Here is a 24937-nt window from a genome sequence, read left to right as displayed (position 1 = left end):
TGAAAATGGATCAATGGAAGCTGCTCAAAGACTATTGGCGATTTGCAGTTGGTGGTGCTGTTTTGATGGTTTTGCTGATCATCTGGTTTGTACCGTTCTCGCAAAACAAAGAAACAAACTGGCAATCAATGGCAGATGCAGCAGGTCAATCGTCTAAAATGGGGGAAGGTGGAACCCTTCAAGAAGATGGTCTTCACGATGAAGAGTATGAGATCGTTATCGATGTCAAAGGAGAAGTGCACCAACCGGGCATTTATCGTTTAAAATCAGGTGCGCGGATGTATGAATTGATCGAACAAGCAGGTGGTCTGACAGAAGAGGCGTTAGAAACAGCGATAAACTTAGCACAAGTGCTGCAAGATCAACAGATGGTGATCGTCCCTCATAAAGAGGATCAAGCGTTTATGGAGATGAATGCTTCAGGAGTAGGTAGCAGCCAGACAGCAGTGACACAAATCAATCTGAATCAAGCCAATGCGCAGCAACTGCAAGAACTGCCAGGCGTGGGTGCCAAAAAAGCAGAAGCAATCATCGCTTACCGCGAAGAATATGGCTTTTTTAAACAGATTGATGACCTAAAAAACATCACAGGCATCGGAGAGAAGACCTTTGAGTCCTTGAAAGAGATGATTACAGTGACGGACTGAACCAAACAAAAGTAAGAAATACTAAGAAATGACGGTTGAAAATTCAAGAAATTCGATTAGAATAGAACTAATCAATGGCAAAGGAGCAAACGAATGAGCAATACGAGAATCCCATGGGACCAGTATTTTATGGCGCAAGCTGTTTTACTTTCTTTACGCAGTACGTGTTCCCGACTTGAAGTCGGCGCTACATTAGTCAAAGATCGCCGAATCATCGCTGGAGGCTACAATGGGTCAGTCAGTGGCGATGTACACTGCATCGACGATGGCTGTTATGTTGTCGATGACCATTGTATTCGGACGATTCATGCAGAAATGAATGCCTTATTGCAATGTGCAAAATTAGGGGTGTCAACAGACAATGCGGAAATCTATGTGACGCATTTTCCTTGCCTTCCCTGTACGAAAGCAATTTTGCAAGCAGGGGTTAAAAAGATCCATTATTTGAATGATTATCGTAACAATCAGTATGCACTAGAATTGATTCAACAAGTAGGTGCTTCCGTCCACCAAGTTGAACTTGATCCGGTGTATTTTGAAAAACTTTCATTTGGTGTGCTGAATGATGCACAACCAACAAAAGAGAACTGATTCATTTTTATTTCTTAGTATTATTTTTGCTTGTTCGGTGACTGCTTACTATGTGCAGTCCATCTTACTGGGACTCATTGCACTTTATTATTTCGGAATGCTTGTCTTAAAACGACAAGCATTTTTGTGCATGATTTGTTTTGTCGGACTGTTGCTGTTAAGTGTCCGCGTCTGTCTTTCTCGGACTGGAAACATACAAGAAGGTGAGTATCAAGGGGTAGTCAATGTGTTGCCAGACACGATCAAAATCAATGGTGATCTGCTTACGTTTGAAGCAAAATCTTCGACAGGTAAAGTGATTGGTCGTTACACGATTTCTTCAGAGACTGAAAAACAGCAATGGCAGGATCGATCCGATTGGGGAAGAAAGCTGCTGGTGAATGGATTTTTTTCTCTTCCTGAAAAACCACGAAATCGCCACAGCTTTGACTATTCTGCCTATTTGGCCAGTCGATCGATTATTGGCACAGTCCATATTGAGAAAATTGTAGGAATGGAAGAAGCAGACTCAGGCTTTTCGCTTGCAAAAGTTCGAGCAGAGGTTATTTCTTCTGTGCAACGAATCTTTCCTGAACGCTCAGCAGCCTATATCAATGCGTTGCTCTTTGGTTTTAAAGACCATGACTTTCAAGAAGTACGTCAAATGTATCGTGCGAGTGGCTTATTGCATTTTTTTACGATCTCAGGAATGCATGTTGTCTTATTTTTCAAATGGTTTCGCGAATGCTTCTGCCGATTGGGGTTTACGCAAAAAGAAATGCTGTTGCCAATGGGGGTCTTTTTCTTGGTCGTAATTGGGATTTGTGGCGGCATTAGTGTCTGGCGTGCTGTCTTGGCATTGTCGGTTACTCAAGTGACCACTCTTTATCAACAACGGCTATCGGCAAGTGATCATTATGGGATCGTCTTAACGGCTCTTTTATTCGTTGATCCCAAAGTATTGCTTCAAACATCGGGGCAACTAAGTCTTTTGATGACCTTCTTGATAGTAATGCAGCGACCAATCGGATTGACGTGGTTTTGGCGCTGTCAGTTCCTCACGGTGCTGGCTGCGCCTGTCATTGTCTCGCTCTTTTATGAATTCCCATTATTTGGGGGCTTTTTGACGTTTGTCTTTTTACCGTTTTTTCAATTGGTTTTGCTACCAGCCTGTTTCGTAATGTTCATTGCTGGGACGCTTTTCCCAACCATCAGTGGGCTGATTGCCCTTTTTGAAGGGCTTTTGCTGCTTATGGAAGTTGTCGTGGGCGCTGTAGGAGGCGTGTCGATAACGGTGGGTGCCGTTCCTGCAGGATTGGCTGCTAGTTGTTGTTTGCTCAGCTTGCTCTGTTACCAAAAGAAACGGTGGCTGCTGGTGATCTGTTTTTCGCTTGTTGTACCAATCGTCTTTCAGAAGAATCGCGTTTTACCCACCATTAGTTATGTCGACGTTGGTCAAGGCGATAGTATCGTTTTACAGGCAGAAAAAAATCGCGAAGTTTATGTGATCGATACTGGAGGTTCTCTGTCTTTTCCGAAAGAAAACTGGCAAGAGCGCAAACGACAAGCTGCCGCGGAATCTACATTGATTCCTTTTTTGAAAGGGGAGGGAGTCAGGAAGATCACCGGTTTGTTTCTAACTCATGGCGACACGGACCATATGGGAGATGCGCTAGCATTGATGAAGGCGATCCCCGTTGAAACGTTATATCTCGTACCAGGAAGTGAACAAGATCACCGCATCGCCAAGCTTTTAAATGAACTGCCTAAGCAGACAAGCGTTGTTTGGACGACGGTTGGCCAAGTAGTGGGTGATTTCCTTCAGTTGCAAGTATTGGCACCAGAATCAGGTGCAGGACAAAACGAAGATTCGCTGGTGATTAAAACCAAGGTAGGGGATAAAACATTTTTATTTACTGGCGATCTCGAACAAGCAGGGGAAAAAAAGTTGATTCATGATTATCCGAATCTTAAAGTTGATGTATTGAAACTAGGGCATCATGGCAGTCGAACCTCGACGGCACCTGAGTTTGTTGCGGCAATCGATCCCCAATTCGGGATCATTTCAAGTGGACGGAACAATCGGTACGGGCATCCTCATGAAGAGGTGCTTGAAACGTTGGTAAATCAGACCGTTTTGCGAACCGATCAGCAAGGCATGATCCAATTTATTTGGTCTGAAAAACAACAATCATTTTTGATAAAAACGCTGCTAGACTATCCGATTGACTAATGGTAGGATAAGAATGAAAGCGGGGGGAACGATGGAATTACAAAAAGCGTTGCAAGCAATTCGAACCAAGGAGTTGCAATCGATTTATCTAGTCATCGGCAGTGAAATGTTTTTACAAGAGCAAGTTCGCACGGCCTTTTTGGAGCGTTTTTCCGTTGGGAAAGATGATCTGAATTTTGCTTCCTTTGACATGGAGAAAGATCCCCTTGATATGGTGATCCAAGAAGCTCAATCGTTGCCTTTTTTTGGCGATCAGCGATTACTGTTTGTTGAGCGGCCATTTTTCTTAACGGCTGAAAAAAAGAGCCATGCACCTGAGCATGACTTAGATGATTTTTTGAATTATATCAAAGAACCATTGGAATCATCGGTAATGGTGATTTTTGCAGATGTCGATAAATTAGATGAACGGAAAAAAATTACTAAGCAATTGAAGAAAGCCGCAGTTGTGATTGATGTCGCACCTATGAAAGAAGCCGACGTGCGTCAGTATCTCCAACAGTCGTTGGCCAATGATGGCATCGAGATGAGCCGAGAGGCGTTTGATTTGTTTTTACGGTTAACGGATTTGCACCTATCAAAAGCGATGCAGGAGTTACAGAAACTACGGCTGTATGCAGGAAATGGTAATAAAATTACGAAAGAGATCGTCTTGCAGTTGATCCCTAAGACGTTGGAACACAATGTCTTTGAATTAACCAGCGATGTCTTAAAGGGGAACGTATCGGATGCGTTGCGCTTGTATGACGATCTATTATTGCAAGGGGAAGAGACGATCAAGATCAATGCTATCTTGATCAGCCAAGTCCGTCTGCTGTTACAGGCGGCGATTTTGATGAAAATTGGCTACCAGCAAGCCAATATCGCAGAAACGTTGGGGATTCATCCGTACCGAGTGAAGTTAGCGATGCAGCAAGCTCGGGGGTTTGGAGAAAAGCAATTAGCGGCACTATATAGTGAATTGATCGAAAATGATTACTTAGTAAAAAGTGGTCAGATGGACAAAGAGTATTTGTTCCAGCTATTTGTTTTAAAACATGGCAAACAGTAAGTCAAAAAGAAAGGCGCAGCAATCATCGATTGCTGCGCCTTTCTTAATTTGCTTATTTTGCAATTTTTTTACTTAAACGAGATTTGTCGCGACTAGCTTTGTTCTTGTGGATCAATCCTTTAGTCTCAGCCATATCGATTGCTTTAACAGCATCTTTATATAACGCATCTACGTTATCAGCACCAGCTTCAACAGCTTGATCAAATTTTTTGATTGCTGTACGCATTGTGCTTACTTGAGATGAATTCTTAGCATTAGCCGCTTCGCTTGTGCGAACACGTTTGATTGCAGATTCAATGTTTGGCATGTATTTCACCTCCGAAAAAAAAGTTCAATTACGTTTAGAAAACGTATAAATCAACACTAGTCATTATACCTAATGCCAAGAGTGATTGCAATAAAAGTTGTAAAGAAATTTTACTTAACACAAAAATTTGTTTTTTGGCCGTGCTATTTTTTGCTTTATGGATTTTAAAAATGCTTCTTTACACATTTTTTACTGAATAGTTATAAAAAGTTTACACAGAAACAGCTTTCTATGCTATGATTACTTCGGAATTTTTAAATGGGGGAATCTATGTGAATATCGCTTTGTTTCTAACGATTGTGTTGTCATTAGGGGTGATTTTCGTCAACGGCTGGACGGATGCGCCGAATGCTATTGCAACCGCTGTCTCCACGAGAGTCTTACGCCCGAATATCGCCATTGGCATGGCAGTCGTCATGAATTTCTTAGGTGTGCTAGTGATGACGTATTTTAATGCGCAAGTTGCAGAAACCATCAGCAACATTGTGACTTTTGATTCAGGCGGGAGTTTTCGGGTCTCACAGATCGCATTAGCCGCTGCCTTGTTTTCAATTGTTGTTTGGACGGTCGCAGCTTGGTATTTTGGGATCCCAACTAGTGAATCCCACGCGTTGATCGCAGGACTGACTGGTGCAGCCATGGCCCTTGGTGGGTTACATGCAGTCAATGGCGAGGAGTGGCTGAAAGTTTTGATCGGTCTTGTCGTTTCTACGTTGATGGGCTTCATTGGCGGCTTTCTGATCACGAAACTGATCGTATGGCTCTTTCGCGATACCCAACGGCGAAAAGCCAACAAAATTTTTACAGTTGGTCAAGCCATTGCGGCTGGTGCCAATGCGTTCTTACATGGTGCACAAGATGGCCAAAAATTTATGGGTGTCTTCATGTTAGGGCTTTTCTACAACAATCTTGCTGAAAAGACCGGCAATGGCTTTTCGATCCCACTCTGGGTGATGGTTCTTTGTTCCTTGACCATGGGGATCGGTACTTCTGTCGGTGGGATGAAAATCATCAAATCAGTAGGGATGGATATGGTAAAACTGGAAAAATACCAGGGCTTTTCTGCAGATGTTACCGCTGCGATCTGTTTGTTCTTGTCTTCCGTATTTGGTATCCCAGTTTCAACGACCCATACAAAAACGACTGCCATCATGGGGGTAGGGGCTTCTCGACGTTTTTCTAGCGTTGATTGGCGCCTCGTTAAAGAAATGATCTATGCTTGGATTTTAACGTTTCCTGGTTGTGGGTTGATTGCGTTTCTAATGGTGAAAATTTTATTGCTAATTTTGTGAGGAGAGAAAGTAATGGCACGAAAAAAAGGATTTGATTATTTTGCGGCAATGGAGCAGTTGGCAACAAATGGCCATCTAGCTGCGAAACGTTTTTCGCTGTTGATCAATGATTACTCTGAAACAGCGTTAAGTGAAGCGGCAGCTGAGATTCATGGATTAGAAAAGGAAGGTGATCAGGTGATCGCTGAGCTAACGAATGAGTTGTACGACTCATTTATCACACCGATCGATCGCGAAGACATCCTGGTCATCTCTGAGCGCTTAGATGATATTTTGGATGGCATTATGGGACTGACATATTTATTTGAGAATTTGGTCATTACGAAGATCCGCCCTGAGACGAACTTATTTGCTGAAATGATCGTTCAAGCGACACAAGGCGTTGAAACGGCCTTAAAAGAGTTTCCGAAGTTCAAAAATTCAAAAACATTGCGTCAAATGATCAACGATGTAAATACGATTGAATCAGAAGCAGATCTTTTGTATTCAAAAATGAAAAAAGCGTTGTTTACGGATGAAAAAGAAGTGCTGGAAATCATTAAATGGAAAGATATTTATGATCGCTTTGAATCGATTATCAACGACACCGAAAGTGCGGTTGATATCATCGATGGTATGGTGATCAAAAACACGTGAGGAACTAGAGAGCTTTCAAACGAAAAAAAAGAGCAACTCTTGTGGCAGTTACCTGCGCAAGAGTTGCTCTTTTTGCTTATAATTGGATCAGCCAATAGCCGATCAAAATGATTCCTAAAACGATGCGATACCATCCAAATACGGTAAAATCATTCCGTTTGATGTAGTTCATCAAGAAACGGATCGCGATGATCGAAACGATGAATGACACGATGGTTCCTGTCAATAAGATGACGGTTCCTTGGAAATCAAAGGCATTGCCATCTTTCAAAAACTTGAAGATTTTCAAGGCACTGGCACCAAACATGGTGGGAATACCTAAGAAAAATGAAAATTCAGCAGCAACATAACGAGAAGCGCCGATCATGATAGCACCTAAGATAGTAGCACCAGAACGAGAAGTTCCTGGGATCAATGCCAATACCTGGAACATGCCGACAATCAATGCCGCTTTGTAGGTGAACTTGTTCAAATCGGTACATTTTGGTGCTTTATTTTTGTTGCGTTTTTCTACCACGATAAAGCCGATCCCATAAACGATCAAGACGATCGAAACGGAGAAAAAGTTGTAGAAGTGCGCATCTAACCAATCATCTAACGGTAATCCGATAATAACCGATGGCAAGACCGCCACGACGACTTTAAACCATAACGTCCATGTATCTTTTTTCTCTAACTCATTTTTCTGCGGTGAAAAAGGGTTTAGTTTATGGAAATATAAGTAGACGACTGCTAAAATCGCACCCAGTTGTATGACAACATTGAACATCGTCATAAACTCGGGAGTTACATTCAATCCGATAAATTCGTCGGCTAGAATCAAGTGACCCGTGCTGCTGATTGGCAGCCATTCCGTGATCCCTTCAATGATCCCAAATAAAATCGCTTTTATGAAATTTGTAAAAAACATTGGTTCAGTCCTTTCTATGACAAAATACAACTCTTAGTATACCGTTTCCTGATTCGAATACCAATCTTTTTCCTAAAAAAAGGGGGCAGTTTTTAAAACAAAAACTGCTCCTTTCTTAAAGAAATTGATCAACTGCCAAAGGTTTCTCTTAGGATAAAAGTTCTTGAGAGAGTGCTAAGCCTTTTTTGATGTAATCGGTATTGCCCACTTCAGCAATCGTAAAGCTGCCATCTTCGTAGATCAGTCGAGTGACCGAGCCATTTTCAATATCCATGCGAACATTGTTCTCATCATTGATCAGATGCAAAAGAAAAGCGATCGTTAAGCCGTGAGACACAACTAGCGCATTGCCGCCGCCTTTTTTCTCAACGCGGTAGGCGATATCTTCAAACCCTGTTTTGACACGTTCGGTCAACACATCAAAGGTTTCCGCCCAATTGGCTGTATCTGCGTGATAGATCGCATTGGCGATCGCCTCAAACGAGACATGATTGGCAATCATATCATCGTAATCAGGAAAATCAAGAATCCGTGGCAGAACGCCCCACATTTCTGCATCATAGGCACCTTCAAGTGAGCCAAAGCACCATTCACGAATCCGTTTGTCGATATGATAAGGGATCTCTGGTCCTCTGACATGTTCACCCAGTATCAGACGCATCGTTTCGATTGCGCGGCCGCTGTCACTGGATACTGCTTCCACAAAATCCACATCTCGTAACCCGAGTCCTAAATAATGGATGCCTTGTTCACCAGTACGAGTCAATGGGGTGTCGCACCAGCCTTGTACACGCTGCAATGTGTTGAACATGGTTTTTCCGTGACGCACGACATACAATTCCGTTTTTGCCATGAGTAGTAATTCCTCCTTTGGTTCGTAATTCGTTTATGCGTTAAAAAACGGATTGGTCCGTTTCTCAATCTCGATCGTTGTTGGTTCCCCGTGGCCAGGATAAACGGCCATCTGATTCGGTAAAACAAAAAGTTGCGTTTGGATGCTGGTCAGCAATTGCTCAAGGTTGCCAGTTGGTAGATCGGTCCGACCGATGCTGCCTTTAAATAAGGCGTCTCCAGAAACGACAAACTTGTCAAAAATAAAACTGACGCTGCCGATGGAATGACCTGGGGTTGCAACAACCTTAAAGGACATGCCAGCTATCTCGTACTCTTTCAATTCTAGCTCGAATTCTGCTGGACGTGCGGTGATGGTTCCTAATTCAGGATGACGACCAGAAAGGTTTTTCATAGGATCACTTAGCCATTCTTGCTCAAGTGGACTAACGTAAACGGGGATCTGATAATAATCCCGCAAATGGTCAACTGCGCCGATATGGTCATAATGAGTGTGAGTCAATAAAATCGCTGCTGGTTTTGCGCCTGTTTTTTCGATCTCAGCGATCAATCTCGCTGCTTCTGCTCCAGGATCAATAATCAACAAAAAATCTTCTTTCCAAATAAGGTAACAATTTTCTTGAACGGGTCCTGTCACTAAACCAATGATTTTCATGCTAAAACCTCCTAGGATCACAAATACTTGTGTCTGACTATAAGTATAGCTTAAAGTATAAGAGGAAACAAAGAAAGGTTTTTAGGAGTGAAAAATTAATGATAGAAACGATGAACACAGAAGACAATCGTCAGGCGATCTGTCAATGGCTCAATTATTCAACGAAAAAAACAGAGGCAGTGAGTGCCTTTTCCGATCAAGAGCAGCTTTCATTTGCATTTTTTGACAATCACGATCAACTTGGTGGGTTGATTGGGAAACGGACAGGTAATACGATTCATATTCAATTGTTTGCAGTTGATCCAAACCATCAGAATCAAGGGGTGGGGAAACAATTAATGCAAGCACTTTTCGATCACGGTAAAAAAGCGGGGTGTCGTTCCGTGACAGTTACCACCCAAGACTACCAAGCGCCACAGTTCTATCAAGCAGTCGGCTTCGAACAATTTGCTGTGCTTTCTGACACACCTGTACTTGGCACGGATAGGCTTTATTTCGTGAAGATGCTGTGACCACCCTTTGGCAGGCGGGGGATAAGGCTAACCAATAGTTTGATGAGAGAAAAGCTCAGAATTATTGTGGGAATTCGAAAATTTTTCTAAGAAACCGCATTAGCAAAAAACTGCTGTTATACTAATTAAAATAAGAAAGCGCGTGTTTCGTCTGAAACTGGTCTAATTTTTTCCTGCAGCAGAAACCTTCGTCGTGACTAAGTTCGGGGAAAGTAAGTGTTCAGGACCTTGTGTTCGTTTTGATTGGTATACATCAACTTTTTGTAAGAAGGTGTTTTTTATGAAAAAATCGCTCCAATTCTTTTTCACTGTATGCTTTGCTGTGCTTCTTTTAGCGAGCTGTGGTGAGGAAGAGCTATCCATCGATGATTCGAAAGAAGTTTCTGAAACCGTTACTTCCGCCTCAAAAGCGGTTGAAAATGGCGACCTTGATTTGATGTTGATCCAAGATGAGAGTGTCATCTTTCCGCAAAGCCAAGGGGTTTATGATTTCCATGAGAATGAGTTGACGATCGTTAAGCAGTATTTGCCGATGGCAGACTTAGAAGATAGTTCAGCCAGCTCTAGTGATGTTGCCTTGTATAAAGGACAAATCGAAAGTGATTTTCAGCGTCATTTTTCCCATTCAGAGGTACAGTTGTCCAACGATCCTTATCAAATTTATGAGATCACCTATCAAGATGCCTCATACATCGTCGAAGGAAAACGTTTGACGATCATGGCAGATGGGCGAACCTTTGAGTTCACCTTAGATCCCCATAATCAGAAGGCCTATGATCAAAATGGTGTTAGCTATGACATTCAGGTCGATCAATAAATTTTCTTAAAAAAATATTCCTGCTTTACTTGCTTAGGTGAGTAGAGTAGGTTTTTTTGGTAACCTTTCGTCAAACCCATTCTCTGGAAGTGGAAATGGCGTTGATTTCTTGATGAGAAGGCATTTTGCCGCAAGTGGTTTTTTTAGAGATCAAACCTGTTTGGATAGGATACTCTCCGCAGAGGATGAAAAGCTGTTTCTGTTCGCTTTTCCAAAAGTGATCTATCCGCTATAATGGCAAACGAGAAGGTGAACACGTGTATAAAGGAAAAGTTGCGGTTAGAAAAATCGTAGAATTTATTTTGCGCAGAGGCGATATTGATAGCCGCAAAGTCAGTAATCATACCGCACAAGAAGGCGCCCGTATCCATCGCCAACTACAAAAAGAGGCTGGGGATGCGTATCAAAAAGAAGTCTTTTTCAAACGAGAAAGCCAAATTGAGAAAGATTCGATCACTGTCGAAGGACGTGCCGATGGTCTCTTTTTTGATGCAGCTGTTAATTCTTGGGTGATCGATGAGATCAAAACTTCAGAACCAGCTTTCGAAGATATCCCTGAAGATCAAATCGATTTGTTTTTTGCCCAGGGAATGGTTTATGCTTATTTGTTTTTACTACAAGAAAATGAACAAGCAGCGCTTAATGACAGTGAAAAACAAGAGAAACCAGAAGCAGAAGCAGAAGCAGAAGCTACTGCTGATGGAGAAAATGATCCGAGGAGACCCATCGATCGGATCGCCGTACAATTGACTTATTATCAAACCACTGAAAAGCTGACCACCCGTACGAGAAGAACATTTCAGTTCTCAGAATTAGCTGTTTTTTATGAAGAATTACTTCAGGAATATCATAAATGGTTAGTTTTTCAAGAGAATTGGCGCCGTGTCCGCAATACGTCTTTGCAGCTGCTGTCTTTTCCCTTTGAAACCTTTCGCAAAGGGCAGCGAGAGTTAGCAGCAGCGGCGTATAAAACACTAAAAAATGGCAAGCGACTTTTTGCGGAAGCGCCAACGGGAACTGGAAAAACCATGTCAACGCTGTTTCCCGCATTAAAAGTTCTCGGGGAAGAAGGGGCAGATCGGGTCTTTTATCTGACGGCGAAGACGATCACCAGACAAGTGGCTGAAGATGCGTTGAGCAAGTTAGCAGACAACGGTAGTGAAACCAAGAGTGTCACGATCACTGCCAAAGATAAAATTTGCTTTCTAGATGAACGAAACTGTACGCCAGAGCATTGTCCTTATGCACAAGGCTATTACAATCGAATCAACGAAGCTTTGTGGGATCTGTTGCATCACGAAAACCAAATAACTCGAGAAGTGATCGAGACTTATGGAATGAAGCATACGGTTTGTCCCTTTGAGCTTTCACTGGATGTCAGTGTCTTTTGCGATGTCATTATTGGTGATTATAATTATTTGTTTGATCCAACCGTTTATTTACGGAGATTTTTTGAAGAGCCAGACGAAGAGTATTTCTTTTTAGTGGATGAAGCCCATAACTTAGTTAATCGTTCGAAAGAAATGTATTCCGCAACGATCTCCCGACAACCATTTAAGGAATTAAAGAAGAAGCTGCCGAAGGATCAACAGAAATTAAAACGCGCACTAAACAGAGTTGATAAAGAATTTGCGGCTTTAGCTCAATTAGCAAAAGAGGAAGGATGGTCATACCACCATCAAGCAGCTCCCCATGAAACAATGGTCAATCAGCTATACAAATTAGCTGAATTGATGAAGGAATGGTTGCCGGCAAATCCTGAGCATGAATTGCAAGAAGAAGTGCTGCAAGTGTATTTTGAAGCTAACCATTATTTGAAGATCAGTGAATTTTATGATGATCACTACGAAACGACGGTGGAGATCGACCGCTATGATATCAAACTACGGCAATTTTGCATCGAACCAGCGCCGTTTTTGGAATCCGTGTTAGATAAGGGCAACGCCAGCCTGTTGTTTTCTGCGAGCTTTACCCCTTTGTCGTATTATCAAGAAGTATTAGGTGGCGGTGATGAAGCTTTGCGCTATCGCTTGCCAAGTCCTTTTGATCCGAAAAATCAGGGGATTTTTATTGCGGACTATATCCAAACGACGTATCGCCAACGTGAAGCCAGCATTCCTGCGATCGTTGATGCGATCCAGCAAATGACGGCAGCGAAAGCGGGAAACTATATGGTCTTTTTCCCATCTTATCGTTACTTGGATGATGTGGCGGCAGCATTTTCTCAACAGGCGCCAAAGGTGGAGGTCTTGATTCAGGGGACTGCTATGAACGAAGCAGAGCGCGAGGCGTTTCTTGCGCAGTTTCAATCTTTTGACCCGCAACAATCATCCTTGGTGGATAAAAGTCAAGACGAACCAAAGAGTCAACCAAAAACATTGGTGGCATTTTGTGTCCTTGGAGGAATTTTTTCTGAAGGGATCGACCTAAAAGGCGATCGCTTGATCGGTGCAGCAGTGGTAGGAGTCGGACTGCCGCAAATCAATCACGAGCAAGAATTGATTCGGGAATATTACGATGAGAAAAAGGCAGCTGGCTTTGCGTATGCCTATCAGCTGCCAGGGATGAATAAAGTCCTGCAAGCAGCCGGTCGAGTGATTCGGGATGTCAGCGATCGTGGCGTGGTGTTATTGCTGGATCAGCGCTTTCGGACACCGCGTTACCAAGAACTTTTCCCACTACATTGGCAGCATGCCTTGCAGATTCGTCGGTCGCAAGAGTTATCAAAGGCATTGACTCATTTTTGGCAAGAAAAAAACTAGAAGCAGAGCTTTCAAGAGCGGTTGCGCAAAATCAGTAGATAAAGCTGATTTTGCCTAACCATCACGTTAGACTCTGTTCTAGTTTTTTTGATTAGCGATAATTTGTAAATTGTAAATCGATCGTCAGGGGCAGTTTACGCAACAATTGGATCACCTCTTGCAGATCGTCACGACTTTTGCCTGTTACCCGAATTTGATTGTCTTGAATTTGGGTTTTAACTTTTAGCTTGGCGTTTTTGATCGCTGTCGTTATTTTTTTTGCGTTTTCTTTATCGATGCCATTGATCAATTCTGCCGTTTGACGAGCTTTTGCCCCCAAGGCATGCTCCGTTTCGCCAAATTGAATATTTTTCGTTGGTACATTCCGTTTGATCAGCTTCGCAAAGAGCACATCTTTGATTTGCTCCAACTTAAATTCGTCATCTCCAACGATCGTCAGTTTGCCCTCAGTCATCTTGATTTCTACCGTGGAGCCTTTAAAATCAAATCGGTTTTTCAATTCTTTTTCCGCCTGTTGAATGGCGTTTTTCACTTCTTCTGTGTTGATCTCAGATACGACATCAAAACTTGCTTCTTTTGCCAAAATCAATCACTCCTCTCATCTCTTACCTATGATTTTAACATGGAGGCGAACGATGCGGGAATGAAAAGTAAATTTTTGCAAATAATTGTTTCATTTTTTCACACAAACTGCTATTCTTTGGAAGGAGATTTTTAGTGAAGGAGCTAGATCATTGTGAGTAAGTTATTAACGAAGCACGAACAATCAGAACGATTGAAAAAAATAGGGGTTATTTTGCTGTCAGGTATCACTGCAGCCATTGCTTTAAATTTCTTTTTGATTCCCGCAAACGTTCTTTCTGCTGGGATGAACGGGGTCGCCCAATTGATCGTGGCACTTGCCTTGGAACATTTTGGCGTTCACCTTAGTACAGGGCTGTTTATTTTCCTCTTAAACTTGCCTATCTTTGTTCTCGGGTTCATCAAACTCGGGAAATCATCGACACTATTGAGCTTTATCAATGTCGTTGTCGTTTCCGTCTTAACGATGATCCTTCCGCAAGGAGCGATCACTGACAATATTTTGGTTAACGCTTTGCTAGGTGGCGTACTGTTAGGCGTCGGCGTTGCGTTTTCACTGAAAATGGGTTTTACCACCGGCGGAATGGACATCCTTTCGTTGATATTATCAAAAACGACTGGAAAAACGGTCGGTAAATATATGTTTATTTTAAACGGCATCATTGTCATGGTCTCAGGTTTCGTCTTTTCTTGGGAAAGTGCGTTGTACACGATCATTTCGATTTTCGCAATGAGCTACGTTGTGGACATGCTGCACACAAGTCATCAAAAGGTAACGGCAATGATTATTACGACCAATGCGGAAGCTGTTGGGAAAAATATTTCTAAGCATGTGTTTCGCGGCATGACTTTGTTCCCCTCAGTCGGAGGGTATTCAGGCGTACCTGGCAATATGATCATGATGGTCGTGACGCGCTACGAGATCTACGATTTAGAACAAGCCGTTTTAGAAGCTGACGGCAATGCGTTTATTAATTTTGTGCCGACCCAATCGATTACAGGCCGTTTTGCGACAGATGATGAACAACGGACCTTTAAAACGACAGGGGTCTTCCCAGAACTGAAAATACACAAGAAAAGCCGGCCATAATCAAGGATCGTCCATTTACAAATCTTGCAAAAGAAGGTATTATTTGAAACAAGAATTAAAGGAGGTCTTCAACCGTGGCATATACTGAAGTAGAAGCAGAAGCAATCAAAGAGCGTGTCTTGGCTGCCTTGGAAACCGTGATTGACCCTGAGTTGGGGATTGATATAGTGAATCTAGGCTTAGTTTATGAAGTCGAATTTGATGCAGAAACAGGCAATACCGTAATCAAAATGACCTTAACAACAATGGGCTGTCCCTTAGCCGACGTATTGACTGAATCGATACACGAAGCACTAAGCGATATTCCAGAAGTCAAAAATCCAGAGGTGAAATTAGTCTGGTATCCCGCTTGGACGACCGATAAAATGAGTCGTTATGCACGGATTGCTTTGGGGATTCGTTAAGGATTTTCAATCATAGAAAGTTGTTTCATATTTGTTAACTAGATGGAACAAGCTGTTTTCTTAGGTGTCGGACAGTTGGCAAAATGAGGATATAAACACAGAACTCTTTTATTAACTTTGAAAAAGTTGGTAGAAGAGTTTTTTTTTAGAATACTTTCTTAAATAAACAGTTACTTGGTGAAAAAGTTATACTTTTTTACTAAAAGCATTAAAGAAAATCATATATTTTTAAACCTGAAAGCTCAACGTATTTTCCATTCATATGACAACTCAAAGTGAGTTAGTATTTAACTTTGCCGAAATAGTAATACTTTCTATAAACCTTCGATCATTTTGACAAAAAAAGAGCACAGAATAAATTCTTATTCATCCACATTGATAACCTTAAGGTGCATCCCAGAAAACATGTCTAAAGAAAAGTTACTGAATTTAGTCAGAGACTTTGGGATACGATGAATTTTCCTTAAGGAGTCAATGTAGAATGAAGAAGGATGATTCTAGGAATGTTTTTTCAAAGGTCATGTGATTTCATCCTAGCAACTGACTCTTGGTTAACAAATATACAAATGTGTTCTATGCAACCATACATATAGGAAAACGATAGCCAAACTACAGTTTCGGTCAATCATTTAGCGAGTTACATATTTTTATTAGAGATTCGAGATTAATTAATTGAATTAATGTATAATTATAGTTAAGTTGTAAAAATGATTTGGTTGATTCCCTTGATCATAAAAACAAAAAAGGAGTGTGTTTTGTGGATTTTCTATTTACTTTATTTGCTTTTATTTTCGTCGCAGTTATCTTATATCATATTGTCGAATTCTTAAAGGATCAATCTACGCCAGAAGTGGCAGTACTTGCCACGCTAGTAGACAAACGAATGACTAGTAGCACGAATATTGCTGCAAACGGCTTTACGAATCAATCCATTACCTATTATCTTTTATTTGAAATCGCAAGTGGCGAAAGATTAGAATTTAAAGTAGGGTATGGAAAATACAAATTATACGTCATCGGAGATACTGGAGTGTTGAGGTATCAAAGAAAAAGGTTTAATTCACTTGATAGGTAAATAATATTAGAGTTGTCACTAAAGATAAAATTTGTAGTTGTTTACTTTAAAATTGGGAACGTTATTTCTTGTTTTTATTTCATATCAAAGAATCTTTAAAACTTTGACATATTTAAAATTCTTTTAAAAGAAAGCATGAGTACGATTCCTACAAATTAATAAAAAGTACTCAAATTTTAATGAATTTGGAATCAGAATCTATTGATCATCATTAATTAAACGTTTGTGAAAAAATGAAAAAGATAAAAAAACTTTTTTAACTCTAGGTTGTCTATTTTTTACAAGGGATGAATTTGAAAAAAACTATAAAGCATCCTAGAAATATTTTAGAAAAGGTATAATTTAAATAAAAAGTTTAAAACGTTAGTAAACATATTTTTATTTGGGGGATACTACTGTGGATAATTTCGAAATTGATTTACCAAATGAAAGAATACTATCAATAAATGTAACTGATTATAGTTTGTATAGATACGATTTTAATGCATTTTCATTATTGCCTCTACAAAAGCTAGCATCTCAATCAATTAATCAAAATATTAGAGAGAAAGTAATGTCGAACAAAACATTAAGAGCTGATTTATTTTCGAGTGTTTCAAAAATTAGCTTAGTCAATAAGTTATCTAATCAAAGCGAGAAAGAATATGTAGCAAATTTATCAGATATTGCTAAAGAGAAATTGGCTTCGGGAGAATGGTCACTTGGAGTGAGAAAGAAAACGGGTGAAACTTATGCGGTTATAAAAGATACGTTGACTGGGAAAAATAAAAGCTTTCTAACTATCGATAAAAAAGTAGTGAAGGACTTAGGGATACTACCAGAATTGTCAGCTATCCAAGGGCAACTAGCTTCGTTATCTGAACAGATTGAAGTATTAAACCGTAATATTCAACGTATAGAAAAAGGGCAATATAACGATAGATTTGCTGGCTTTTTCTCTGCAAGACAATTAGTAATAGAGGGGATGGCATCCGAAAATGAATCAATTAAATATGAATTATTATTAGGAGCAATCAAACTAAGTAATGAGACAGTTGGTAAATTAATGTATTCTATTCATGAGGATGTTCTAGCACTAATAGATACCAAACTAAAATCGAGAGATGCTAAAAGAATTGATGAATTATTGCAGAATTCTTTAGGATATTTAAACTCTTGTGTTCAATTAAATCTGATAGCTTATACAGTGTTAACGGAGCAAAAGTCTTTGTACGCTACATTAGCAAATTATCATTCCTTTATTCAACAGGAACTTATAAAAGAAAACAATGATGGAAGAACCGTTGCATGGTTGCTTGACAATGGACATATTGGTAATGACGGAAGAATAGTTGAGTTATCAAACAATATATCTAATACAATCGAACTGATATTTGAATCATATAATAAAGATAAGATTGAGGTGTTTGAAAATGAAAAAATCGATAATAAAGACTTGTAAATATCCTAAATGTTTGAAAGAAGTACCATCAGAAAAATCATTATTTTGTATAGAACATGATAGGGATTTGAAAGGAAAAGGGAAAATTGTAACAGCAGCTCTAGGTAGCGCAATACTCATGGGTGTTTCTGCTCTAGCGAATAATGTTGTTAAAAGGAAATTATAGGGTTCTCTTTTTCGATGTATTTATTTGTTTTTTGAGATAATTATGCGAAATATTATGTTAAGTGAGTTATTTAAAACTTTTTTTGTACATTCTCTAACAGAAAACGTAACGAAAAAGATAAATAGTTTTCTAGAATTTTAAAGGGGTACTTATATTGAGCGACTTAGTTAGTGATTACATTTCTTATTATTTGAATGTATGACTATGATGATTTATTCGAGGATTATAGAAAATTAGAAAAATAATATTGACTTATTTAGAAATTTTGACCGTTAACTCTATTAAAATAAAATTGTGAAAAAATTTAGATATCCATTTTTAGATTTCTTTTTTCTAGTGCTAGTTCAATCCAAGTTTTGTTTTTATACTTATATTTAACAAGCGCCAGAAAGCAGATCTTTTTTCTAGTATAGTTTTGGCTCTAGTAAAAGATACTGATTCAATTAAATATTCTAGAAATTATATTTTATAAAATTCAATTAGGTTACAGACAAGATGCGAAAAAACTCATTTAGTATGTATTTCAAGCCTTTTTTACGAGACGATTTAGCTATTTTATAAGATATAATTCACCTATAAAAGATAATTGGAAAGTACAGAACTAGTTATCGACTTGTCAATCTAGGCTTAGTTTATGAAGTCGAATTTGATGCAGAAACAGGCAATACCGTAATCAAAATGACCTTAACAACAACAACAATGGGCTGTCCCTTAGCCGACGTATTGACTGAATCGATACACGAAGCACTAAGCGATATTCCAGAAGTCAAAAATCCAGAGGTAAAATTAGTCTGGTATCCCGCTTGGACGACCGATAAAATGAGTCGTTACGCACGGATTGCTTTGGGGATTCGTTAAGGATTTGTGTTGATTTAACAACGTTTCTCACTCGTTTAGTATGTAGTCTAAGCCGATTTTTCGGACTTCGGATACCAGATAAAATGAGGGTATTTTCGATACGGATACCATACTTAATGAGACGATAATTTCTGAACTCTTTTATTAACTTTTAGAAAAAGTTGGTAAAGGAGTTTTTGTTTTGCAAAATTACAGGTTAGAGGAACTATTAGAAGAAATGTTATTCAACGAAAAAGCCAGAGGAATCTCACAAAAGACGATAAAGAAGCATCAGAAGTTTTTGAAACTGTTTTTTGAATTTTTGAAAAAAGAGCAGATATACTTTATTGAAGACGTGACACCAAAAAGCATTCGGCAATTCATGTTGATGAAATTAGAGGAGGGCTGTGCTGAAACATATGTGAATAGTCATCTAAGAAGCATCAGAGCGTATTTTAAGTATTGTGTGGATGAAGATTATGTCCGATACGATAGAAACCCCTGTATGCGTGTTAAGTGGGTAAAAGAGCGTAAGGTAATTATTCAGACATTTAATGATATGGAAATCAAAGAAATGTTGAAAGTAGCGAAGAAGTTAACTTTCTTTAAACCTCAGAAAATGGATAAGCAACACACTGGCTATCAAACAAAATTCACGAATCAAAGAGATTATTTGCTCTTACTAATTCTTATAGATACAGGACTAAGAATCAGTGAGGTAATGAACTTAAAAGTTGTTCACATCACTAATAAAGAGTTATTTGTTAAAAATGGGAAAGGGAAGAAAGATAGGATTGTTCATTGTTCACCATTGATTTATAAAGAATATATAAAATACAAGCGAGTAGCAAATTCCTTTTTTGAATATAATGAAATAGAGAATATAGAGAATTATGTATTTTTAACAAGAGAAGGTAAACAATACAACTATATCTTAGCTGAACGAGCAATCATAAAAATTGGGAATCAATGCAAGATTAGAAAATCTATTCGGGTAAGTCCACACAGTTTTCGGCATTATTTTGCCCAAAAATTGGTTCGGAATGGTACTGATATCTATAGAATTCAAAAACTACTAGGGCATGCTTCAATAAAAACGACTGAGGTGTATCTGAGAAGTTTAAATATTGAGGATGAAATTAGTAAAGCGGTCAATTATTCACCATTGCAGACGATTTAAAAGTGTTGTTGGTAGTTTTAATATCAACTAATAGAAATCTAAAGTAAATATAGAATCAGATTATGTAAGAATTTTAAATTCATATTTTTATAGGACACACAACATGGCTAAAACATGGTCTTGGGGAGAAGTTGCAAGTAACAAACGTGCTAAAGGAACTGGTTCAGGTGGAACTGGTGGAGGATTTTTTGTTCGTGGAGATTTAGATTATGAAATGGGTGATTTACAACGTTTAACAATTCCTTATGTGTTGGATGAAAACGGTCAACCCAAAATGTTGATTTATTCAGCACCAATTCATTACATTGAAAAACGTGGATTTATTAAATTACAAGGACCTAAAGGTGGAACTTATTCTCCATACTCTATCCGCTGTATGAACCCACTATCTCAAGTTGACTTTGAAAAAGGGAAAGAAATTGCTGAACGTGGTCAATATTGTGCATTGTGTACCCTAGCAAGTTTGCAAACAACTGCTCGTTTCGCTAAAATTGAAGAAAAATATGGTTCTTTGGAAGAGTTTAAAGCAATTCCTAAAGATAATGCTGAGAAAAAAGCATTCATTGATTCTTTAAATGAAGGTGACCGAGTTCGTGCTTCTTACAACAACCAACGTAAAGAAACAAACTATGAAACATACATGTTAGTGTTGCGTTTTGAATCTGAAACAAAAGAAGTTGCAGGAGATTTCGGTATAGAAAAAGTTTCTACTGTAAAATTAGGAACAAACGGTTTACCAATTTGGAAACCACTATTAATGAAAGTATCTCAAAAACGTATTGAAAAATTCACCAAAGCATTACAAGATGCAGGACGTAATCGTCAATTAGCACCTGAAATGATTCATTCATTTACTGATGCTACTGGTCAAGAAGTTAAAACAGCGTTTATTGACTTTGAATTAGACTTCCCTGTCCGTAATGAAAAAATGAATTCAGCAGCAGACTTAGAAATTCGTGCGATGTCTACTGAAAAATCTTGTATTACACAAGCATTTGTAGATGAAATCTTAGGAAAATCTAAAGATTTAATCGAAAAAGCAGACTTGGCTTGGGAAAAATCACATGCAAACTTACAAGAGTTTACAAATGATGAATACCAATCTTATATGGAAGATAAAGGAGCTTACTTTACTTCATTGAAAGAACAATATCTAACTCAAAACGATGTTGAATTTGCTCGTAAAGTGTTAGAAACTGCCAAAGGAAATAACCAATTCAAAAAAGATGAAGATGGTAATACTTCAGGAACTGAAGTAAAAGAAGCTACTGAAACAGTAACAGTTCCAGATGAAAAACCTGTAAAAGAAAATACTGCAGTAGCTGATGAATCAGCTATTCCTGCTGCGGATTTACTAGGTTTGGGCGATTTATTTATTTAATAATAAGTAATAGAGAGGAAATTAAATATACACGAGAAGATAGATTGATTGTCTAACTTCTCGTGTATATTTTTGTATAGAATTAAAATTAAATATCTGCGATGAATTACCTATACTTAACGGAAAAAGTACAAAACGTTGTTTAATAATTAATGTGAATTTTTAGTGGTGTTATTTAAATCAATAGAATTTAAGCGTTTACTTACATAATATGATATAATTAAATTAAAATCTCATATTATAGTAGGGAGTTATTTCTTATGGAAGAAGTTTTTGAAGTAATTAATCAAAGTATTGATTATCGGGCTTCATCTTATGTAAATGTAATCCATGAAAAAGAATTAAAACAAGTTTTGCTGAAGGCTATTGAACAAAAAGGAAAAACTTTAGATGATAATTTATTTGATGAGTTAAACACATTGCATAATATATTTTATTATATATTAGAAAAAAAGTTGTTATCAGTTATAGAACTTAACAAACTTATTATAGAAAATATTAAATTTAACTGTAGCAATATTTTCTTAGAGAGGTCGTCTATAAATATTACAGATGAAAATATTAAATCAGGAATTAGAAATATTTCTAGCAAATATAGTTTGAATAACACACCAACTAATTATCATGATGATTTTTCTGACTCAGGATACAATCTTTTGGATAGAATTTCTTCAAAAAATTTGAACGAGTTATATTTTCCTGTAATAGATTATGATGAAAATAGTGTTCACATAATGGCAAGTGTAAAATTTTTAGATAAGGATGAAAATTCTTCATTAAGAGTTTGTATCATATATTTGGATAGAAAAACTGGATATACTACTTTCTATGTTAATGGAAAGGTGGGAGGATTTAAAATTAAGAATGATAACAACGTCTCTATATCCTCAAGTATTGCTTTTTTTAAGCACATTAGAACATTAATAAATAGCTTTTTTTCTTTTGATTTTGTTTCTTATAAGAATAGTTGTTGTATAAATAGAGCTAAAATGTTTAACTTTTGTAATAAAATGAATAGCCTAATGATAGGTGATTATTCTGAAGAGTTGAATGCTTCTTTATCTCCTATTTTAAAAAGACAAATTCGAAAAATATTTAGTGAAATGAATAAAATGAATAGTAAAGTAAAGTTAGACACTGAGAAAACTGAAATGTTAATTAAACGAATTTTTTCTAATTATTTAGGAGAATTTATTACAACTGGCTACAATGAACGTGATTTGGTAAAAAAAGCGAAAGAAGCAGGTGCAGTATGCTATCCTACTAAGATTAGCTTCAGAGGACAGCAGTTAGCCCGTGGAAAAGCAACAACAAGAGGTAGAAAGTTCCCATTAACATTTGAATCAATTTTTTATAGCTTAAATACTGATATAGAAATTGCGGGAGAACTAGATGAATTTACTTTAGCTTGGTTTGATACTGATTTTTTTGCCGAACGTTCAGAATTAGAGGTAAGTCAAACAACAATTAAAATAACTGAGGAAATATTTTCATTAACTTTAAAAAATTCAAAATATAAGAATAAAGGGATGACCGAGCATATTGAAAGAGAAATTAGAAACGCTATTTATTAATAATCAAAAATGGAACAAGTTGTTAAATATGACTGCTTTGAATGGAGATAAATACTTTCGGGAAAAACATTATTTGGACTTGATAAAAAAATATATGCCAGAAGAAGATTCTGTAGAAATTTTTAAAGAATTATTGGGAAAAAAAATGTTTAAAAGAAAATTTTCATATGAATGTGATGATGATATTTATGATGCTGAACTGTTAGAAAAAAAGTGTGAAATATGTGGATTTAAAGTTATAGAACATGAATATTTTGAGCTATATTCCCCAAATTATTTAAGTGAACTCTCGAAAAATAATATTCAATTAATTAAAGATTATTATGATTCAGATTCTAAAATTGTTATGGAGGATGTAAGAAGTAATATTGATAGAGTCATTCCATTTGTTGGTTCTGGTATAAGTAAAAATGTAGGGATGCCATTATGGTTAGAGCTTTTTAAAAAAGCTAAAGATAAGATATCTGATGAGTATATACCTTACTTTGATTTAGAATATGAATCAAAAAATATTGATAAAATTATAGAAATGGTCAAAAGAGTGCATCCTTTGATTCAGGATGATAAAGATTTAAAAAAAGAAATAATAGCTCCTGAAATAAAAAAAACTATTCCTAATGAAATCTTACTGAATTCAATAATACCTGATATATTAAAATTGGATGCAGAATATATTATTACAACAAATTATGATGATTTACTAGAAAAAACGAGTTTATTACTATGTTCAGGATATGAAGAATCAAGAGACATTTCTTCATTCCAAGGATTTGAATCTTTGGATGAAACACAATATATATTCCATATCCATGGTACTATTAAAAATTATGATTCAATGGTGGTTACTAATGAAGATTATAATAATTTATATGATTCTGAAGAGAAAAAAAGAATCCTTTCTGGTCTGATAAATAAACATTCTATGTTATTTTTAGGCTTTTCTATGGATGACACATACTTTAGTGATGAATTTGGGAAAATCTGTGAGTCTAATAAGGGGTATTGCACAAATTATTATGTAATGATTAATGGAGATAGACAGAAAAAAGATGAACTATTGAAGACAACAAACGTAAGGTTTATTAATATTAAATCAACTAATTTTGATATTAAAAATCAGTATGAATTTATGATTGAATATATATTAGGAAATATTTATATAGAGTAGCTCTAATAGCTACTCTTTTTTGTTCCACAAATTTGCAACTTACTAGTAACGATGTTATAAAGGACCTTAAAGGGATACTTTTGTAATTTCTATCCATTGTAAATCCTATTCTACCAATAGTTAAGACTGTGATTTTGTAAATTTGGATGGTTTAAGGGTGTATGATGGTGAAAGTATCCATATTTATTAAATTATGGAGGGAGGAAAATGGCACAAAGAAAAATTAATGTCAAACCAATTAAAGATAAAGAGGTATTGAAGAATTTTGCATCTGAATTACTAAGAAATAAACATGGACAAAGAGATTATACGATTTTTGTGTTTGGTGTTTTTACAGGATTAAGAATTTCGGATATACTCAATCTAAAAGTTAATGACGTGAAAGGAAAGCTCAAGACTGATATTATTGAGAAAAAGACAGGAAAGAAGCGAACACTTAACTTGATGCAGTTGACTAATCAAATCATTATATATCTAGATGAAGAGCACGATGGACAAAGCGAGTGGTTATTTCCATCTCCTAGGGATAATACGAAACATTTAGCTACACATCAGTTCTATAAGATTATGCAAAAGACTGCTGAATTACTCAATCTAGATTATATCGGAACGCATAGCTTAAGGAAAACGTTTGGATATAGTTACTATAAAAAAACAAAGGATTTAACAAGCTTAATGAAGATTTTGAACCATAGCTCTCAGAGTGTTACTCTCCGATATATTGGTATAGAGGAAGAAGAACTTCAATCTAGTCTTGATAATTTTAATCCATTTCAATAAGTATTGTTATAAAAG

At 37.4% G+C, this 24937-nt stretch carries 24 protein-coding genes and 1 pseudogene; 20 read left to right on the top strand and 5 right to left on the bottom strand.

Features of this window, described 5'->3' with window-relative positions; genetic code table 11:
- Positions 1–5 precede the first annotated feature (5 nt).
- The 4 genes from IGK61_RS09495 (at position 6) to holA (ending at position 4501) form a co-directional block, all read left to right on the top strand.
- Positions 6–647 (top strand): helix-hairpin-helix domain-containing protein, encoded by a 642-nt coding sequence (locus tag IGK61_RS09495; RefSeq protein WP_074535270.1) that lies wholly within the window; start codon positions 6–8, stop codon positions 645–647.
- Between the two features lie 93 nt (positions 648–740).
- Positions 741–1238, top strand: coding sequence for a ComE operon protein 2 (locus IGK61_RS09490; protein ID WP_074535271.1), 498 nt, complete (start codon positions 741–743; stop codon positions 1236–1238).
- Positions 1210–3450 carry a DNA internalization-related competence protein ComEC/Rec2 gene (locus IGK61_RS09485; RefSeq protein ID WP_438844815.1) on the top strand — a complete coding sequence of 747 codons (2241 nt, stop codon included), beginning with the start codon at positions 1210–1212 and terminating at the stop codon, positions 3448–3450. Before IGK61_RS09490 ends, IGK61_RS09485 begins: the two co-directional genes overlap by 29 nt.
- 31 nt (positions 3451–3481) lie before the next feature.
- Positions 3482–4501, top strand: a complete 1020-nt coding sequence (gene holA / locus IGK61_RS09480; protein ID WP_074535294.1) for a DNA polymerase III subunit delta — start codon at positions 3482–3484, stop codon at positions 4499–4501.
- Between the two features lie 52 nt (positions 4502–4553).
- On the opposite strand, the gene rpsT is transcribed toward holA, so the two are convergent.
- On the bottom strand, positions 4554–4808 hold the full coding sequence (gene rpsT / locus IGK61_RS09475) for a 30S ribosomal protein S20 (RefSeq protein WP_005230162.1): 255 nt from the start codon (positions 4806–4808) through the stop codon (positions 4554–4556).
- A gap of 236 nt (positions 4809–5044) precedes the next feature.
- Here rpsT and IGK61_RS09470 point away from each other — a divergent pair, with 236 nt between their 5' ends.
- A complete protein-coding gene (locus IGK61_RS09470) occupies positions 5045–6100 on the top strand; it encodes an inorganic phosphate transporter (RefSeq protein WP_074535273.1) in 1056 nt (351 codons plus the stop codon).
- Positions 6101–6112: 12 nt separating this feature from the next.
- Positions 6113–6736: a DUF47 domain-containing protein gene (locus tag IGK61_RS09465; protein WP_005230171.1), complete on the top strand. Its 624-nt coding sequence runs from the start codon at positions 6113–6115 to the stop codon at positions 6734–6736.
- Positions 6737–6812: 76 nt separating this feature from the next.
- Here IGK61_RS09465 and IGK61_RS09460 read toward each other — a convergent pair whose 3' ends face one another.
- The 3 genes from IGK61_RS09460 to IGK61_RS09450 form a co-directional block, all read right to left on the bottom strand.
- A complete protein-coding gene (locus IGK61_RS09460; RefSeq protein WP_005230172.1) occupies positions 6813–7646 on the bottom strand; it encodes an undecaprenyl-diphosphate phosphatase in 834 nt (277 codons plus the stop codon).
- Between the two features lie 148 nt (positions 7647–7794).
- The gene (locus tag IGK61_RS09455; RefSeq protein ID WP_005230175.1) at positions 7795–8499 is read right to left on the bottom strand and encodes a histidine phosphatase family protein; all 705 of its coding nucleotides are present in this window, start codon (positions 8497–8499) and stop codon (positions 7795–7797) included.
- A 33-nt stretch (positions 8500–8532) separates the two neighbouring features.
- A complete protein-coding gene (locus IGK61_RS09450) occupies positions 8533–9153 on the bottom strand; it encodes an MBL fold metallo-hydrolase (RefSeq protein WP_005230178.1) in 621 nt (206 codons plus the stop codon).
- A 98-nt stretch (positions 9154–9251) separates the two neighbouring features.
- Here IGK61_RS09450 and IGK61_RS09445 point away from each other — a divergent pair, with 98 nt between their 5' ends.
- The 3 genes from IGK61_RS09445 (at position 9252) to IGK61_RS09435 (ending at position 13244) form a co-directional block, all read left to right on the top strand.
- A complete protein-coding gene (locus IGK61_RS09445; RefSeq protein ID WP_254777437.1) occupies positions 9252–9665 on the top strand; it encodes a GNAT family N-acetyltransferase in 414 nt (137 codons plus the stop codon).
- Between the two features lie 280 nt (positions 9666–9945).
- Positions 9946–10482 (top strand): hypothetical protein, encoded by a 537-nt coding sequence (locus IGK61_RS09440; protein WP_074535275.1) that lies wholly within the window; start codon positions 9946–9948, stop codon positions 10480–10482.
- Between the two features lie 257 nt (positions 10483–10739).
- Positions 10740–13244 carry an ATP-dependent DNA helicase gene (locus IGK61_RS09435; RefSeq protein WP_438844814.1) on the top strand — a complete coding sequence of 835 codons (2505 nt, stop codon included), beginning with the start codon at positions 10740–10742 and terminating at the stop codon, positions 13242–13244.
- Between the two features lie 91 nt (positions 13245–13335).
- Here IGK61_RS09435 and IGK61_RS09430 read toward each other — a convergent pair whose 3' ends face one another.
- Positions 13336–13827: a YajQ family cyclic di-GMP-binding protein gene (locus tag IGK61_RS09430; RefSeq protein WP_005230187.1), complete on the bottom strand. Its 492-nt coding sequence runs from the start codon at positions 13825–13827 to the stop codon at positions 13336–13338.
- A gap of 153 nt (positions 13828–13980) precedes the next feature.
- Here IGK61_RS09430 and IGK61_RS09425 point away from each other — a divergent pair, with 153 nt between their 5' ends.
- The 11 genes and pseudogenes from IGK61_RS09425 to IGK61_RS09375 all read left to right on the top strand — a co-directional run bounded on the left by IGK61_RS09425 (position 13981) and on the right by IGK61_RS09375 (position 24922).
- Positions 13981–14916 (top strand): YitT family protein, encoded by a 936-nt coding sequence (locus IGK61_RS09425; protein WP_005230189.1) that lies wholly within the window; start codon positions 13981–13983, stop codon positions 14914–14916.
- 74 nt (positions 14917–14990) lie between these two features.
- Positions 14991–15320, top strand: a complete 330-nt coding sequence (locus IGK61_RS09420) for a metal-sulfur cluster assembly factor (RefSeq protein WP_005231940.1) — start codon at positions 14991–14993, stop codon at positions 15318–15320.
- A 757-nt stretch (positions 15321–16077) separates the two neighbouring features.
- A complete protein-coding gene (locus IGK61_RS09415) occupies positions 16078–16395 on the top strand; it encodes a DUF2500 domain-containing protein (protein ID WP_015509816.1) in 318 nt (105 codons plus the stop codon).
- 397 nt (positions 16396–16792) lie between these two features.
- Positions 16793–17836 (top strand): hypothetical protein, encoded by a 1044-nt coding sequence (locus IGK61_RS09410; protein WP_074535277.1) that lies wholly within the window; start codon positions 16793–16795, stop codon positions 17834–17836.
- Positions 17808–18002: a hypothetical protein gene (locus tag IGK61_RS09405; protein ID WP_074535278.1), complete on the top strand. Its 195-nt coding sequence runs from the start codon at positions 17808–17810 to the stop codon at positions 18000–18002. The genes IGK61_RS09410 and IGK61_RS09405 overlap by 29 nt, the downstream gene beginning before the upstream one ends.
- A 612-nt stretch (positions 18003–18614) precedes the next feature.
- A pseudogene (locus tag IGK61_RS09400) lies at positions 18615–18860 on the top strand (metal-sulfur cluster assembly factor); the annotation flags it as partial.
- Positions 18861–19041: 181 nt separating this feature from the next.
- Positions 19042–20019 carry a tyrosine-type recombinase/integrase gene (locus tag IGK61_RS09395; RefSeq protein WP_438844813.1) on the top strand — a complete coding sequence of 326 codons (978 nt, stop codon included), beginning with the start codon at positions 19042–19044 and terminating at the stop codon, positions 20017–20019.
- A 103-nt stretch (positions 20020–20122) separates the two neighbouring features.
- Positions 20123–21400: a hypothetical protein gene (locus IGK61_RS09390; protein WP_438844812.1), complete on the top strand. Its 1278-nt coding sequence runs from the start codon at positions 20123–20125 to the stop codon at positions 21398–21400.
- Positions 21401–21660: 260 nt separating this feature from the next.
- Entirely contained in the window at positions 21661–22974 is a 1314-nt protein-coding gene (locus IGK61_RS09385; RefSeq protein ID WP_438844811.1) for a hypothetical protein, read from the top strand.
- Positions 22943–24142 (top strand): SIR2 family protein, encoded by a 1200-nt coding sequence (locus IGK61_RS09380; protein ID WP_438844810.1) that lies wholly within the window; start codon positions 22943–22945, stop codon positions 24140–24142. Before IGK61_RS09385 ends, IGK61_RS09380 begins: the two co-directional genes overlap by 32 nt.
- 207 nt (positions 24143–24349) lie before the next feature.
- On the top strand, positions 24350–24922 hold the full coding sequence (locus IGK61_RS09375) for a site-specific integrase (protein ID WP_438844809.1): 573 nt from the start codon (positions 24350–24352) through the stop codon (positions 24920–24922).
- The last annotated feature ends 15 nt before the right edge of the window (positions 24923–24937 follow it).

It is taken from the genome of Enterococcus sp. AZ063, from assembly GCF_051715045.1.
Taxonomy (GTDB): domain Bacteria; phylum Bacillota; class Bacilli; order Lactobacillales; family Enterococcaceae; genus Enterococcus_D; species Enterococcus_D casseliflavus.
This window is presented reverse-complemented; position numbering and strand designations above follow the sequence as displayed.

What these genes read in the sequence shown, in the direction of transcription:
- IGK61_RS09455 (WP_005230175.1), bottom strand. Translation starts at nt 8,499, where the DNA reads ATGGCAAAAACGGAATTGTATGTCGTGCGTCACGGAAAAACCATGTTC.
- IGK61_RS09390 (WP_438844812.1), top strand. Translation starts at nt 20,123, where the DNA reads ATGGCTAAAACATGGTCTTGGGGAGAAGTTGCAAGTAACAAACGTGCT.
- IGK61_RS09495 (WP_074535270.1), top strand. Translation starts at nt 6, where the DNA reads ATGGATCAATGGAAGCTGCTCAAAGACTATTGGCGATTTGCAGTTGGT.
- IGK61_RS09450 (WP_005230178.1), bottom strand. Translation starts at nt 9,153, where the DNA reads ATGAAAATCATTGGTTTAGTGACAGGACCCGTTCAAGAAAATTGTTAC.
- holA (WP_074535294.1), top strand. Translation starts at nt 3,482, where the DNA reads ATGGAATTACAAAAAGCGTTGCAAGCAATTCGAACCAAGGAGTTGCAA.
- IGK61_RS09445 (WP_254777437.1), top strand. Translation starts at nt 9,252, where the DNA reads ATGATAGAAACGATGAACACAGAAGACAATCGTCAGGCGATCTGTCAA.
- rpsT (WP_005230162.1), bottom strand. Translation starts at nt 4,808, where the DNA reads ATGCCAAACATTGAATCTGCAATCAAACGTGTTCGCACAAGCGAAGCG.
- IGK61_RS09485 (WP_438844815.1), top strand. Translation starts at nt 1,210, where the DNA reads ATGATGCACAACCAACAAAAGAGAACTGATTCATTTTTATTTCTTAGT.
- IGK61_RS09465 (WP_005230171.1), top strand. Translation starts at nt 6,113, where the DNA reads ATGGCACGAAAAAAAGGATTTGATTATTTTGCGGCAATGGAGCAGTTG.
- IGK61_RS09470 (WP_074535273.1), top strand. Translation starts at nt 5,045, where the DNA reads ATGATTACTTCGGAATTTTTAAATGGGGGAATCTATGTGAATATCGCT.
- IGK61_RS09460 (WP_005230172.1), bottom strand. Translation starts at nt 7,646, where the DNA reads ATGTTTTTTACAAATTTCATAAAAGCGATTTTATTTGGGATCATTGAA.
- IGK61_RS09375 (WP_438844809.1), top strand. Translation starts at nt 24,350, where the DNA reads ATGGCACAAAGAAAAATTAATGTCAAACCAATTAAAGATAAAGAGGTA.
- IGK61_RS09405 (WP_074535278.1), top strand. Translation starts at nt 17,808, where the DNA reads ATGAAAAAATCGATAATAAAGACTTGTAAATATCCTAAATGTTTGAAA.
- IGK61_RS09385 (WP_438844811.1), top strand. Translation starts at nt 21,661, where the DNA reads ATGGAAGAAGTTTTTGAAGTAATTAATCAAAGTATTGATTATCGGGCT.
- IGK61_RS09440 (WP_074535275.1), top strand. Translation starts at nt 9,946, where the DNA reads ATGAAAAAATCGCTCCAATTCTTTTTCACTGTATGCTTTGCTGTGCTT.
- IGK61_RS09490 (WP_074535271.1), top strand. Translation starts at nt 741, where the DNA reads ATGAGCAATACGAGAATCCCATGGGACCAGTATTTTATGGCGCAAGCT.